The sequence below is a fragment of the Sorangium sp. So ce131 genome, from assembly GCF_051519095.1.
In the GTDB taxonomy this organism is placed as follows: domain Bacteria; phylum Myxococcota_A; class Polyangia; order Polyangiales; family Polyangiaceae; genus Sorangium.
This window is the reverse complement of sequence record NZ_CP150455.1, coordinates 1,805,936-1,819,185: the sequence shown is the minus strand read 5'-3', so window position 1 is coordinate 1,819,185 and position 13,250 is coordinate 1,805,936. Positions and strand designations below refer to the sequence as shown.

Here is a 13,250-nt window from a genome sequence, read left to right as displayed (position 1 = left end):
GTGCCTATCTATTCTCCTTCGCCCTCCGCTGGCGCGCCGGACGCGCCGGGTCCTCCCCCGGGCGCGCCGTCGTCCTCGCCGCCGCCGTCGGCGCCCCCCTCGTCCGCGCCGCCGTTCCCGCCGCCGTCCTCCGCGCCGCCGCCGTCCTCCGCGCCGCCGTCGTCCGCCGTCCCGACCGAGCCGTCGCTCCTCGGGCGGGTCTTCGGGCACGTGCGCGGCTACTTCCTCGGGCGCGACCCGACGTTCTGGTCCGCGCTCGCGCCGCTCGCGGTGATCTCCATCCTCCTCTTCGTCCGCTCGCCGGCCACGAACTACATCTTCGACGAGCAGGAGGCGCTGCTCGCCAACCCGTACGTGAACGCGAAGGGCGGGCTCCGCTTCCTCGACGCGATCCACCGCGATTTCTGGGGGCTGCCGCCCGACCGGAGCGTCGGGTCGTACCGCCCGATGCCGAACTTCCTCTGGCGCGCGCTCTGGGTGGTCTCCAAGCAGCCGTTCTTCCACCACTTTTACAACGTCCTCTTCCACGCGGCGAACGGCGCGCTGCTCACCTGCGTCGCGTTCTGGCTCACGCGCCGGCGGGGGCTCGCCTACCTCGCCGGGCTCGTGTTCGTCGCCTGCGCCGTGCTCACCGAGGCGGTGAGCGGCATCGTGGGCATCGCCGACGTGCTCGGGGGCATGGGCGCGATCGCCGCCCTCGCCGCCCTCGCGCTGCCCGCGTGGGCGATGCCGCTCGGCGTGTTCGCGGCCGTGCTCTTCGGCCTCTTCTCCAAGGAGAGCGCGCTCGTCTGCGTGCCGCTCATCCCGTTCGCCGCGCTCATCGCGGCGCCGCTCACGCACCCCACGCGCCCGGCGCGGGTCGTGCGGGCGCTGATCGCGCTGCTCGCCGCCGGCGCGGCGTTCGTGCTCTACGTCGAGCTCCGGCGGCGCTGGTTCCCGGCGCCGATGCCGGCCGAGCTGGCCGCGCCGCTCCCGGACGGGGCGCCGCTCGTCCGGCGCGCGCTCCACGAGGTGCTCGTCTGGTTCCACCAGGCGCCCCTGCCGCGCGACCCGCTCAACAACCCGCTCAGCGTCGCGGACACGGCGCACCGGGTCGCGGGCGCGCTGCGCGTCTACTGGCGGGGCCTCACCCAGATCGTGTTCCCGTGGACGCTCAGCGGCGACTACTCGTACCCGCAGGAGCCGGCGCCCGAGCGGCTGTTCTTCTTCGGCAGCGTCGCCGGCGCCGCGATGATGGCGCTGCCGCCGCTCGGCTCGCTCGCGCTCTGGATCGCCGCCCTCCGCCGCGAGCACCGCGAGCGGGGGGAGCGCCGCTCGGTGCGCGCCGCCTTCCTCGTCGACGGCGGGCAGGCGACGTCGCGCCGGTGGTCGCTGCTGCTCGTCGGGGCGCTGCTCGCGCTCGCGGCGGCGGGGCTCGCGGCGTACGACTGGCACGTGCTGCGCCCGGCCGGGCGCCTCGCGCCGCTCCGGGCGCTGCCGCTCGTGCTCTGGCCGCTGCCGTTCCTGCCGCCGCTGCTGCTCGGCCTCGGGCTGCTCGTCGAGGGCGCGCGCCCCCTCCCCTGCCCCGCGACCGCGGACCGGAGCGCCTGGGTCCCGCTGCGCCGCGGCTACGCCGGGCTGTGCGTCGCGGCGATCGGCCTGACCTGGATCGTGGTCAGCTACTTCCCGCACTCGAACATCCCGGTCGTCCTGCCGACCGTGCGCGCCGAGCGCTTCTGGTACTTCCCCGCCATCGGCTCGTCGCTGGTCCTCGCGGTCGCGTTCTCGTGGCTCCACGAGGCGCTCGCGGGCACGGCGCCCGCGCCGTCGGCGCCCTCCTCGGCCGCCGCGCCGAGCGCGCTCACGCCGTACCGCGAGGCCCCGCCGCGCGCGGCGGCCGGCCCCCGCGCGAGGCCGTGGACGGCCTGGGTCACGCCGGCGCTGTTCCTGCTGTTCCTCGGCTTCCAGTGCGTGCAGGCCTACCGGCACGCGATGGACTACCGGAACGATCTCGCGTTCTGGGAGGCGACGAAGAAGGCGGTCCCGAACAGCGCGAAGGCGCACCTCAACTACTCGGTCATGAAGGGCGCCCGCGGCGACCTGCCGGGCCGGCTCGCGTCGAGCCAGGTCGCGCTGGAGCTCGCGCCGACGTGGCCGATGGCCCACGTGTACACCGGCGACACGCTCTGCCGCATGCACCGCGCGGAGGAGGCCTTCCCGCACTACGTGCGGGGGATGGAGCTCGGCCCGAACGAGCTCAGCCTGGTCGCGCTCGCGCTGCAGTGCCTGCACGACGAGCAGCGGCTCACGGCGCACGAGGAGGAGCTCCGGCGGCTCGCGGAGGAGCACCCGGGGACGTGGCTCGCGTACCTCGCGACCGACACGCTCGACAACGGCGCGAAGCACGGCGGCGTGGACCCGAAGTACCGGCCGCGCGGCTACAACGAGGGGCCGAAGGAGTGACCGCCGGCTGGCACGTGTACATCCTGCGCTGCGGCGACGGGTCGCTCTACACGGGGATCGCGCGCGACGTGGAGGCGCGCCTCGCGCAGCACGCGGCCGGCCGCGGGGCGCGGTACACGCGCGGCCGGGGGCCGCTCGCGCTGGTGCACGTCGAGGCGGCGGCCGACCAAGGGGAGGCGCTGCGGCGCGAGGCGGCGATCCGCAGGCTGGGGCGCGCGGGGAAGGAAGCGCTCGCGGCCCGCCAAGGGGCGCTCGCCTCCGGGAGAGGCTGAGGCGCGCGGCCAGCTGGCGGCGAGACCGGGCAACCGAGACCAGCCCGGAGACGAGAGCTACTCCGGATCGATCTCCACCGCGGAGCCCGGGCGCCGCAGACCCGGCGCGGCGCCCTCGTCGCCCGCGGCCTCCTCGCGCCAGCTGGCCAGATCCGCGATGATTCGCAGCAGACGCGACGCCGAGACCGGCTTCGGGAGGTGCATCTGGTACCCCTCCCGCATGGCCTTCCGGCTGTCCTCGACGCCCGCGTAGGCCGTCAGCGCGATCGCCGGGACGACGCCGCCTTCCTCCGGCGGGAGGGCGCGGACCCGCCGGATGAGCTCGAACCCGTCCATCCCGGGCATCCCGATGTCGCTGAGCAGGAGGTGAGGGGGCTGCGCGCGGATCAAGCGCAGCGCCTCCTCGGCGGACGACGCGGTGACGACCTCGGCGCCGCGATCCTCGAGGACGTAGCTCACGAGCTCGCGCGCGTCGTCGTCGTCGTCGACCACGAGGACGCGGACGCCGTCGAGCTGCACGGCCTCCCTCGGCCGCCCCGGCGCCGCCGCGCGCGACGACGGCTGGCGGACGGGCAGCGTCACCGTGAAGGTCGCCCCCCGGCCCTTGCCGTCGCTCTCGGCGCGCACGGCGCCCCCGTGCAGCTCCACGAGCTGGCGCACGATCGACAGCCCGAGCCCCAGGCCGCCGTGGGCGCGGGTCATGCTGCTGTCCTCCTGCCGGAACCGATCGAAGATGTGGGGGAGGAACCCGGGCGAGATCCCCTCGCCCGTGTCGCGGACCTCGAGCCGCGCCGTGTTGCCCTCGCGCGTCACCGCGACCTCCACCCGGCCCCCCGCCGGCGTGAACCGGACCGCGTTCGAGAGCAGGTTCCAGGCGACCTGCTGCAGCCGCTCCGGATCGCCGGCGACCGGCACCGCCTGCGGATCCAGGACGACGCGGAGCTCGACCTGCCGCGCCGCGGCGGCGGGGCGGATGGCGTCGACCGCCGCCTGGACGGCGCGCCCGAGATCCACGTCCCTCACGGCCAGCGCGAGCTGGCCGCTGCTGAGGCGCGAGACGTCGAGCAGATCCTCGATGAGCTGCGCCTGGGCCTTCGCGTTGCGCTCGATCACCTCGAGCGCCAGCCGCTGGAGCGAGGGCGCGACGCTCTCCGAGCGCAAGAGCTGCGCCCAGCCCAGGATCGCGTTGAGCGGCGTCCGCAGCTCGTGCGACAGGGTGGCGAGGAAATCGTCCTTCAGCCGGTTCGCCGCCTCGGCGTCGGCGCGCGCCTTGCGCTCGTTCTCGAGCAGCGCGTCGCGCTCGCGCTCGAGCGCGCGCCGGGCGTCGCGCTGCCGCCGCTCGGCGATCTCCCGCTCGATCGCGGGGACGAGGCGCACCATGTTCTCCTTGCGGAAATAGTCGTGCGCGCCCGCCTTCATCATCTCGACCGCGATGTCCTCGCCGATGCTGCCGGAGACGACGATGAAGGGGATGTCCTTGCCGCTCTGTTGGACGATCGCCAGCGCGTCCCGCGCGGTGAAGCTCGGGAGGCGGTAGTCGGAGAGGATCACGTCCCAGTCCTCCTCGAGCGCCTCGGCGAGCCCGCCCGCCGTCTGCACCGCGCGGAGCCGCGAGAGCGTATAGCCGCCGCGCTGCAGCGTGGCGCACACGAGCCGCGCGTCGTCCTCGCAGTCCTCGACGATCAGCACGCGGATGGGCCTGCTCTCGCTCATGCGGGGGGCTCCTCGTTGAGCATCAGCCAGTACAGACCCAGGCTCCGCACTGCTTCCTGAAACTCGTGCATACCAATGGGCTTGCACACATAGCTGCTCACCCCGGCGTCGTAGCAGTGCTCCAGGTCGCGCCGCTCCTTCGAGGAGGTCAGGACGACGACCGGCAGGCGCCGCGTGCGCTGGTCGGCGCGGATGCGCCGCAGCACTTCCGCGCCGCCGACCTTGGGCAGCTTGAGATCGAGCAGGACGACGGCCGGCAGCTCCGGGGGGCTACCTTGCTGCGGAAACAGGTAGTCGAGCGCCGCCTCGCCGTCCCACACGTGGACGATGGGCCTGTTGATCCCGGCCTTGCGGAGCGCGCGCTGGGTGAGGTGCGCGTCGTCCGGGTCGTCTTCCACGAAGAGGATGGCGCCGTGGTTCATGCTTCACCTGATGGAGAGGTGCCGAGCGTGAAATAGAACGTCGCGCCGCGCCCGACCGCGGCGTCGAACCACACCCGGCCGCCGTGCTTCGCGATCACGCGGTGCACGATCGCCAGCCCGATCCCGGTCCCCTCGAACTCCGAGGCGGCGTGGAGCCGCTGGAACGGCGCGAGGAGCATCTCGGCGTATTTCATGTCGAAGCCGGCGCCGTTGTCGCGCACGAAGTAGGCGCGATCCCCCTCGTCGCGCCGCGCCGCGCCGAGCTCGATCTCCGCGCGCTCGCGCTTCGAGGTGAACTTCCATGCGTTTCCGAGCGTGTTCTCGAGCACGACGCGGATGAGCCTCGGATCGCACTGGTCGACCAGGCCGCCCTCGATCCGCACGTCGACCTCCCGCGACGGATGGCGCTCGCGCAGCTCACCGATCACGGCGCGCGCGAGCTCGCTGAGGTCGACCCGCTCCCGGCGCACCTCGGCGCGGGTGAGGCGCGACAGCGCGAGCAGATCGTCGATGAGATGCCCCATGCGCGTCGCCGCGGCCATGGCGCGCGAGAGGGTGTCGCGCCCCTCGTCGTCGAAGGCGGCGGCGTAGTCCTCCTCGAGGATGCGGCAGTAGCCGGCGACAGCGCGCAGCGGCGCCCGCAGATCGTGAGAGACCGAGTAGCTGAACGCCTCGAGCTCCGTGTTCGCCTGCTGGAGCGCCGCCGTCCGCTCGGCCACGCGCCGCTCGAGCTCGGCGTTGAGGCGCGCGAGCGCCTCGTTGGCCTGCGCGAGGGAGCGCTCCGCCTGCCGCTTCTCGGTGATGTCCTTGGCGACGACGACGCCGAAGCGGAGCCCCCCGCCGGCGTCGTGGACGGGCGCGGCGCTCGCCAGCATCCAGACCTCACCGGCGCCTCGCGACGTCACCATCTCCTCGTCCGGGACGACCTCGCCGCGGAGGGCCCGCACGAGCGGCAGCTCGTCGGACACGTAGCGCTGGCCGTCGGCGCGGCGGAGCGCGCAGGATCGCTCGCCGGCGGGCGCGCCGTCGGTGAGCAGGTCGAGCTCGCCCACGAGCTGCCGCATGCTCTCGTTGGCGTACACGATGGCCCCGGTGGGAGCCTCGGCGAGCGCGACGCCGACCGGCAGCTGCGCGAGCACCTCGTCGCGCTCGGCGTCCGAGCGGCGCCGCTGCTCCGCCGTCTTCCACGCCACCGCCCCGACCGCGAGCGCCAGGGCGAGCGCTCCGCCCGAGCTGCTCACCAGGAACACGGTGACGCGATCGCTCCGCTCGACCTCCGTTCGCCGGCGCCTGAGCTCCGCCTCCTCCGCGTCGACGATCTCGCCGACGCGGACGCGGATCGTGTCCATCGTCTGCTTGCCGAGGCGGCTGCTCGCGAGGTCGAGCGCCGTCTCCACCTGCCCCAGCCGCCGGAGGTCGACGCGCCTCGCCAGGAGCGCGAGCCACTGATCGGTCAGGGTCTCCAGGCCGTCGAGCGCCCGCAGCCGCTCCTCGTCGTGCGCCATGAGCTCGCGGAGGCGGTCGATCCGGTGCTCCGCCTCGGTGATGCCGAGTTGATACGGCTCCAGGAACTCCTCCTCACCGGTCAAGAGATAGCCGCGTTCGCCCGTCTCGGCGTTGAGCAGCGAGGAGAGAAACCTCTCGAGCTCGATCTGGAGCACGGCAGTCCGGCGCACGAGCGCCGTCGAGCGAGAGAAGCTGCGGAAGGAATAGAGCGAGGAGGAGACGAGCACTGCAGCGGTGAGGACGACGAGGAGCAGCCAGCGGATCCTGGAGTTCGAGCTTGTGGTGGAAGACATCACGGAATTTCGGTGTTCCCGCCATGGTTGTCCGCCCCTGGACGGCCTCGCCCGTCCAGGGGTCATCAGGCACCTACCCTCTTCTCTAGCACCGGATCCGGAGCGCCGGCATCGAGCGAGCTGCGCTGGTCCTGCCGAGCTCGGCGACCGGCGCGGCCGACTTACCAGGTGGATGACACGATGGCGGAGCAGGCGTGGCAGGGTGGTGGATGGCAGAGGCCGCCACGCCGCCGCACCGCGCCTTTTTCGTTTCCCCTCCCCGCGGCGATCGGATAACCCACGTCCTCATGGCGGCTGCCGCGGACGTCGGGTCATGGACGCCATCGTGATCGGAGCGGGCCCGAACGGGCTCGCCGCGGCCGTCGCGCTCGCCGGGGCCGGCCTCGAGGTGCACGTCGTCGAGGCGCGCGACACCCTCGGCGGGGGCTCGCGCACGGCCGAGCTCACCGGGCCCGGGTACCGGCACGACGTCTGCGCCGCCATCCACCCGACGGCGGTGATCTCGCCCTTCTTCCGGACGCTTCCGCTCGCCGAGCACGGCGTCACCTGGATCTACCCGGAGGTGGCGCTCGCGCACCCGCTGCCCGACGGCCGGGCCGGCCTGCTCCACCGCGACCTCGACCGCATGGCCGAGACGCTGGGCGAGGAGGACGCCGCGGCCTGGAGCGGCCTGTTCGCGCCGCTGCTCGCCCGCGAGGGCGCGCTCTTCGGCGAGCTGCTCGGGCCGCTGCGCCTGCCGCCGCGCCACCCGCTGCTGCTCGCGCGCTTCGGCCTCTCCGCGCTCCGATCCGCGGCGGGGCTCGCGCGCGACACGTTCCGCGGCGACGCGGCGCGATCGCTGTTCGGCGGCTGCGCGGCGCACGCGTTCCTGCCGCTCGAGACGCTGCTCTCGGCCTCGTTCGGCCTGGTGCTCGCGCTCGGGGCGCACGCGGCCGGCTGGCCGATGGTGCGCACCGGCTCGCAGGCGCTCGTGGACGCCCTGGCCGCCATCCTGCGCGCGCGCGGCGGCACGATCGAGACCGGCCGCGCCGTGGCGTCGCTCGACGAGCTGCCGGCGGCGCGCGCCTACCTCTTCGACACGGCGCCCGCGGCCATGGCGCGCATCGCGGGCGACCGGCTGCCGGCGGGCTTCCGCCGCCGCCTCGAGCGCTTCCGCCACGGCCCCGGCGCGTTCAAGATCGACTACGCGCTCGACGGCCCCATCCCGTGGAAGGCGCCCGGCGCCGCGCTCGCCGCGACGGTGCACGTCGGCGGCACCCTCGACGAGGTGGCCGAGTCCGAGCGGGTCGTGAGCCGCGACGCGCCCGCGGAGCGCCCCTTCTGCCTGGTCGCGCAGCAGAGCCTGTTCGACGCGACGCGCGCGCCGCCCGGCAAACACACCGCCTGGATCTACTGCCACGTGCCGCCCGGCTGTGACGTCGACATGACCGGGCGCATCGAGGCGCAGATCGAGCGCTTCGCCCCCGGCTTCCGCGACCTCGTGCGCGCGCGCGCCGTGCACGCGCCGGCGGATCTCGCCCGCTACAACGCGAACTACGTGGGCGGCGACATCTCCGGCGGCGCCAACGACTGGACCCAGCTCTTCACGCGCCCCGTCGCGCAGCTCGACCCGTACGCCACGCCGAGCCCGGCGATCTACCTGTGCTCCAGCTCGACGCCCCCCGGCGGCGGCGTCCACGGCATGTGCGGCTACCACGCCGCCGCGGCCGCGCTCCGGCGCGTGTTCCAGCGGCCCGCCCCCGCCCTCGCGACGGCGGAGCGCGCGGCGCCGCCCCCGCCGGGCGGGTAGGCGCGAGGCCTCGCGCGGGGGCCTCGCCCAGGGGAGGCCTCGCGTGCCACAGATCACCTCCTGGATGGCCGGGCCCGCGTCCCGGCCCGCTGCCATGACCTCCTGACATGACCTCCTGAGCGGAGCCCGACATGCCCTGGAATCGATCCCCGTTCGACGACCTGCCCGACGTGCGCGACGGGCTGACCCGCGCCGAGCGCATCATCCTCTTCAAGCTCGCCGAGCTGGAGAAGGAGTTCGGCGGCCGCAACGTGCCCACGGCCACGCTCTATGGCCGCGTCGTCGAGCACATCAACATCTCGGTCCCCGAGTTCCAGCGCATCATGCAGCGCCTCGTCGGCGTGCGCTGACGGCCCCCGGAGATGGAGCCTTCATGACGATGGATATCGCCGCGCTGCGCCGCGACACCCCGGCCTGCGCCAGCTTCGTGCATTTCAACAACGCCGGGGCCTCGCTGCCCCCCGCCGTGGTGGTCGACACCGTCGTCGAGCACCTGCGCCGCGAGGCGGCCGTCGGCGGCTACGAGGCCGAGGAGGAGGCGCACGCGCGGCTCGAGGCGGTGTACGGCGCGATCGCCCGGCTGATCCACGCGGACCCTGACGAGATCGCCCTGGTCGAGAACGCGACGCGCGGCTGGGACATGGCGTTCTACGCCCTCCGTTTCCGCCCGGGCGACCGCATCCTGACCGCGCGGGCCGAGTACGCCTCGAACTACATCGCGTTCTTGCAGGTCGCGCGCCGCACCGGCGCCGAGATCGTCCCTGTCCCGAGCGACGAGAGCGGCGCCCTCTCGCTGAGCGAGCTCGATCGCCTGCTCGACGAGCGGGTGAAGCTGATCGCGGTGACCCACGTCCCGACGAACGGCGGCCTCGTGAACCCGGCCGAGGCGATCGGCCGCCGCGCCAGGGCGGCGGGCGTGCCGTTCCTCCTGGATGCCTGTCAGTCGGTCGGGCAGCTCCCGGTCGACGTGGAGGCGATCGGCTGCGACATGCTGTCGGCGACGGGCCGCAAGTACCTGCGCGGGCCGCGCGGCACCGGGTTCCTCTACGTGCGGCGCGCGCTGCTCGACCGGCTGGAGCCGCCGTTCCTCGACCTGCGCGCCGCCACCTGGACCGCGCCGGACCAGTACACGGTGCGCCCCGACGCCCGGCGCTTCGAGAACTGGGAGAGTTATGTCGCCGGCCGGCTCGGGCTCGGCGCGGCCGTCGAGTACGCGCTGAAGCTCGGCCTGCCCGCGATCCGCGATCGGGTGTGTGCGCTGGCCGAGCGCCTGCGCGCCGGCCTGGCCGAGCTCCCCGGCGTCGCCGTGCGCGACCTCGGCGAGCAGCGGTGCGGCATCGTCAGCTTCACCAAGGCCGGCGAGCACGCCGCCGCGGTCAAGGCGCGGCTCGGCGCGCAGGCCATCCACGTGAGCGTCTCCACCGTGGGCGGGACGCGGCTCGACTTCGAGGCCCGCGGCCTGCCCGATCTGGTGCGCGCGTCGGTGCACTATTACAACGACGAGGCCGAGATCGACCGCTTCCTCGGCGCCCTCGCGGCGGCGTGAGGCCGCCTCGGCCGCTCCGCGCGCCGGAGCGAGCCTGTCACGCGCCGCGGATGACGAGCTTGCCGAAGTGCGCGCCGCCCCGGAGCGCCGCGATCGCCGCCGGCGCCTCCTCGAAGGTGTACGTCCGGTCCACGACGGGGCGGATCCGGTGCTGCGCGAGGGCGCGGTTCAGGTCGTCGAAGTCCTCGCGGCTGCCCACGTAGATGCCCTGGATACGCACCTTCTTCTGGAGCATGGGGACGATATCCACCTGGGCGGTCGCGCCGGCGAGCAGGCCGACGAGGCTCACCTGCCCGCCGGGGCGGAGCGCGTTCACGGAGCGCGGGAGGGTGCTCCCCGCCACGTCGATGACCAGATCGGCGCCGGCCCCGCCGGTCAGCTCGCGGGCGCGCTCGTCCCACGCGGGCGTCGTGTTGTAGTTGATCGTGTCGTGCGCGCCGAGCTCCCTGGCGCGCGCGAGCTTCTCGTCGCTGCTCGACGTGACGATGACGCGGGCGCCCGCCGCGCGCGCGAGCTGGATCGCGAACACGGCGACGCCGCCCGTGCCCTGCACGAGGACCGTGTCGCCCGCGCGCACCGCCGCGTCCACGAACAGCGCGCGCCACGCGGTGACGCCGGCGATGGGCAAGGTCGACGCCTCCTCGAACGAGAGGTGTTTCGGCAGGACGACGGCGCCCCCCTCGTCGAAGAGCGCGTACTCGGCGAGCACGCCGTCGCGCGGCGAGCCGAGCGTCGAGCCGAGCATCACCTCCGGCGCGCCCCGCCCCCCGGGCCAGCCCTGGATGAACGCCCCGGCGACCCGGTCGCCGACGCGCACGCGCGAGACCCCCTCGCCGACGGCGACGACCTCGCCGGCGCCGTCGGACACGGGGATGAACGGCAGCGGCTGCGCGGGGTTGTATATGCCGTCGATCACCATCAGATCGCGGTAGTTGATCGAGGCGGCGCGCACGCGCACGAGCACCTCGCCCGCCCGCGGTTTCGGGGTCTCGCGCTCGGCGAGCTTGAGCGACGCGATACCGAACTTCCCCTCGACGATCCATGCTTTCATGTGGGCTCCTGCTCCTCCGGCCGGCGCGCGAGGGCCTCGCGCCCACGCCCGCCGGGCGGACATGACGTTGTTCCTGCGCGACGCCGGTGGTCCGGTGGGCCACGGGCGCCGAGCGCCGCGGCGCGGACGAGCGCTCGGCGGCGGTCGCCGCGCGTCCTCGCGATGGGAGGGAGTATGGGTGTCGCCGGCGCGCGGGGCGACTGGGTATGCCTCACGGCTCTTTTGACGCCCCGTCAACAATCGGCGACGTTATCGCGCCATGGATGTGTTCAGCGAGATCGGCGTCTTCACGCGCGTCGTCGACGCGCGCAGCTTCACGCGCGCCGGCCAGCAGCTCGGCCTGACGCCCTCGGGCGTGAGCCGCGTCGTCGCGCGCCTGGAGGAGCGGCTCGGCGTCCGGCTCCTCAACCGGACCACGCGGAGCATCAGCCTCACGGACGACGGCGCCGCCTATTACGAGAGGTGCCAGAAGATCCTGGCCGAGCTCGAGGACGCGAACCTCGCCATGGCGCGCGCGCGCAGCGCGCCGAGGGGGCGCCTGCGCGTCGACGCCCCGCTCGTGCTGGGCGACTTCATGCTCGGCCCGGCGGTCCCCTCGTTCCTCGAGGCGTACCCCGACGTCTCGCTCGACCTCAGCCTGCGCGACCACCTGATCGACCCGATCGCCGAGGGCGTCGACGTCGTCGTGCGCATGGCGGAGCTCAGGGAGTCCGAGCTCGTCTCGAAGCGGCTGGGGAGCGTGCGCCTGGTGGTGGCGGGCGCGCCGAGCTATTTCGCGCGGCGGGGGCGGCCCAGGGAGGTCGCCGACCTGGAGAAACACGCCTGCATCGGGTACCTCTCCGGCGGCACGGCCATGCCGTGGCGGTTCAGCGGCAGGACCGGGCCGGTGAGCGTCACGTCCGTCGGGAGGCTGCACGTGAACTGCGGGCAGACGCTCCGGCAGGCGGCGCGCGCGGGCCTCGGGCTGATCCAGGTGTTCGAGTACTTCGTCGCGGACGACCTGCGGAGCGGCGCGCTGGAGCTGGTGCTCTGCGACCACGAGCCCGAGCCGAGGCCGATCTACGCGCTCTACCCGCACCACAAACACGCTGTCCCGAAGGTGCGCGTGTTCCTGGACTTCGTCGCGAGCATCTTCCGGAGCGGGGCCCCCGGGGACGGCAAGGCCGCGGCTCGCGCGAACGGCGCCGGGAAACACGACGGGCGGAGCGGGTCGGGATCGCGGGGGCGATCCTCGGGGCGGGCGCGCTCGAGCCGGGTGAGGACGGCGTAGGTCGGGCGAGCTGCGCCGATCGCGGAGGGGACGGCGGCGGCGAGATGTCAGGGTCGGATGGCGAGCAGCGCCGGCGTTTGACCGGGCGCCGCGGCGTCCATCGCGTCGATCAGCGCGCGTGGCTCGACGGGCCCCGCGGCGCCCAGCTTGCGGAAGTTGGGGAGCCTGCTGAGCGTCCACAGGAGGGTCGCCACCGCCGGCGTGGGCAAGCGGCTCAGAATCACCATCGGCTCCGGGGTAATGGAGTTTCCGAGCCGACGCACCAGGCCGAGCCCTTCCTCCATGGCGCGCGCCAGGCCCATCGCCTCCGTCCACGACACGCCTGCTTTTCGTTCGTGGGCCATGACGGTGGCGACCATCACGGGCACGACGAGCGCCGCATGGGTGCGCAGCCAGCTCTCCATGTCCGGATGTACGACGGCGGGGATGCCCGCGTCCGTGAAGACCTTCGCCCAGGCCGCGTCCGTCACCGGGGTGACCATGCCTCGGGTGACGATCTTCGACGTCAGCTTGCCGTCCTCGAGGGTCGCCAGGATCGCGGGAAAACCGAAGGCGAAGCGCGCCGAGCCCACCGCGTCGCGGAGGCGGCCGAGCGGCTCGAAGGTGTTGAACATGAACATCACCGTCCTCGCCGCGCTCTCGGCCAGCGCGGGCAGCACCACGTCCACCTGCGGCGCGAGCACCGTCACGAGCACGAGGTCCCACGCCGTCGCCGTATCGAGCGCGGCGCTCACGCGCACCGCCGCGCGCTTGCCCGCGGCGCTCACGATCGCCTCGTCGCGCTGCAGCTGCTCGAGCCGCTTTCCTCGGGCGACCACCGTCACCTCGTGCCCCGCCTGAGAGAGCTGAAAGGCGAACGTGCTCCCGATCCCGCCAGGCCCCACAATGGCAATCTTCATGTAGCGAATCCTAGCGCGTCGGACCGCCCATTCCTATCGGCCCTGCG

The 13,250-nt window shown here is 73.8% G+C and carries 11 protein-coding genes; 6 read left to right on the top strand and 5 right to left on the bottom strand.

Features of this window, described 5'->3' with window-relative positions:
- Together WMF43_RS06625 and WMF43_RS06620 are read left to right on the top strand one after the other, a co-directional pair.
- A complete protein-coding gene (locus WMF43_RS06625) occupies positions 1–2,442 on the top strand; it encodes a tetratricopeptide repeat protein (protein WP_437678321.1) in 2,442 nt (813 codons plus the stop codon).
- Positions 2,439–2,714 carry a GIY-YIG nuclease family protein gene (locus tag WMF43_RS06620; protein ID WP_437678319.1) on the top strand — a complete coding sequence of 92 codons (276 nt, stop codon included), beginning with the start codon at positions 2,439–2,441 and terminating at the stop codon, positions 2,712–2,714. Before WMF43_RS06625 ends, WMF43_RS06620 begins: the two co-directional genes overlap by 4 nt.
- A 57-nt stretch (positions 2,715–2,771) precedes the next feature.
- On the opposite strand, the gene WMF43_RS06615 is transcribed toward WMF43_RS06620, so the two are convergent.
- From WMF43_RS06615 to WMF43_RS06605, 3 genes are read right to left on the bottom strand one after another with little or no spacing between them, the layout of a single operon-like run.
- A complete protein-coding gene (locus WMF43_RS06615; RefSeq protein ID WP_437678317.1) occupies positions 2,772–4,427 on the bottom strand; it encodes a response regulator in 1,656 nt (551 codons plus the stop codon).
- Positions 4,424–4,849: a response regulator gene (locus WMF43_RS06610; RefSeq protein ID WP_437678315.1), complete on the bottom strand. Its 426-nt coding sequence runs from the start codon at positions 4,847–4,849 to the stop codon at positions 4,424–4,426. Before WMF43_RS06610 ends, WMF43_RS06615 begins: the two co-directional genes overlap by 4 nt.
- Positions 4,846–6,648 (bottom strand): sensor histidine kinase, encoded by a 1,803-nt coding sequence (locus WMF43_RS06605; RefSeq protein ID WP_437678313.1) that lies wholly within the window; start codon positions 6,646–6,648, stop codon positions 4,846–4,848. Before WMF43_RS06605 ends, WMF43_RS06610 begins: the two co-directional genes overlap by 4 nt.
- A 313-nt stretch (positions 6,649–6,961) precedes the next feature.
- Between WMF43_RS06605 and WMF43_RS06600 the strand changes: the two genes are divergently transcribed.
- The 3 genes from WMF43_RS06600 (at position 6,962) to WMF43_RS06590 (ending at position 9,983) form a co-directional block, all read left to right on the top strand.
- The gene (locus tag WMF43_RS06600) at positions 6,962–8,437 is read left to right on the top strand and encodes a phytoene desaturase family protein (RefSeq protein WP_437678312.1); all 1,476 of its coding nucleotides are present in this window, start codon (positions 6,962–6,964) and stop codon (positions 8,435–8,437) included.
- A 131-nt stretch (positions 8,438–8,568) separates the two neighbouring features.
- Entirely contained in the window at positions 8,569–8,787 is a 219-nt protein-coding gene (locus WMF43_RS06595) for a hypothetical protein (RefSeq protein ID WP_437678310.1), read from the top strand.
- A 23-nt stretch (positions 8,788–8,810) separates the two neighbouring features.
- Complete coding sequence (locus WMF43_RS06590; protein WP_437678308.1) at positions 8,811–9,983, top strand: aminotransferase class V-fold PLP-dependent enzyme; 1,173 nt, start codon at positions 8,811–8,813, stop codon at positions 9,981–9,983.
- A 37-nt stretch (positions 9,984–10,020) separates the two neighbouring features.
- Here the strand turns inward: WMF43_RS06590 and WMF43_RS06585 are convergent, their stop codons facing one another.
- Positions 10,021–11,034 carry a zinc-dependent alcohol dehydrogenase family protein gene (locus WMF43_RS06585; RefSeq protein WP_437678306.1) on the bottom strand — a complete coding sequence of 338 codons (1,014 nt, stop codon included), beginning with the start codon at positions 11,032–11,034 and terminating at the stop codon, positions 10,021–10,023.
- Positions 11,035–11,293: 259 nt separating this feature from the next.
- Between WMF43_RS06585 and WMF43_RS06580 the strand changes: the two genes are divergently transcribed.
- On the top strand, positions 11,294–12,304 hold the full coding sequence (locus WMF43_RS06580) for a LysR family transcriptional regulator (RefSeq protein WP_437678304.1): 1,011 nt from the start codon (positions 11,294–11,296) through the stop codon (positions 12,302–12,304).
- A 47-nt stretch (positions 12,305–12,351) separates the two neighbouring features.
- On the opposite strand, the gene WMF43_RS06575 is transcribed toward WMF43_RS06580, so the two are convergent.
- Positions 12,352–13,203 (bottom strand): ketopantoate reductase family protein, encoded by an 852-nt coding sequence (locus tag WMF43_RS06575; RefSeq protein WP_437678302.1) that lies wholly within the window; start codon positions 13,201–13,203, stop codon positions 12,352–12,354.
- Positions 13,204–13,250: the final 47 nt, after the last annotated feature.

Excerpts from the sequence above, each read along its gene's own strand:
- WMF43_RS06590 (WP_437678308.1), top strand. The coding sequence starts at position 8,811 with ATGACGATGGATATCGCCGCGCTGCGCCGCGACACCCCGGCCTGCGCC.
- WMF43_RS06575 (WP_437678302.1), bottom strand. The coding sequence starts at position 13,203 with ATGAAGATTGCCATTGTGGGGCCTGGCGGGATCGGGAGCACGTTCGCC.
- WMF43_RS06615 (WP_437678317.1), bottom strand. The coding sequence starts at position 4,427 with ATGAGCGAGAGCAGGCCCATCCGCGTGCTGATCGTCGAGGACTGCGAG.
- WMF43_RS06600 (WP_437678312.1), top strand. The coding sequence starts at position 6,962 with ATGGACGCCATCGTGATCGGAGCGGGCCCGAACGGGCTCGCCGCGGCC.
- WMF43_RS06605 (WP_437678313.1), bottom strand. The coding sequence starts at position 6,648 with ATGTCTTCCACCACAAGCTCGAACTCCAGGATCCGCTGGCTGCTCCTC.
- WMF43_RS06585 (WP_437678306.1), bottom strand. The coding sequence starts at position 11,034 with ATGAAAGCATGGATCGTCGAGGGGAAGTTCGGTATCGCGTCGCTCAAG.
- WMF43_RS06595 (WP_437678310.1), top strand. The coding sequence starts at position 8,569 with ATGCCCTGGAATCGATCCCCGTTCGACGACCTGCCCGACGTGCGCGAC.
- WMF43_RS06580 (WP_437678304.1), top strand. The coding sequence starts at position 11,294 with ATGGATGTGTTCAGCGAGATCGGCGTCTTCACGCGCGTCGTCGACGCG.
- WMF43_RS06610 (WP_437678315.1), bottom strand. The coding sequence starts at position 4,849 with ATGAACCACGGCGCCATCCTCTTCGTGGAAGACGACCCGGACGACGCG.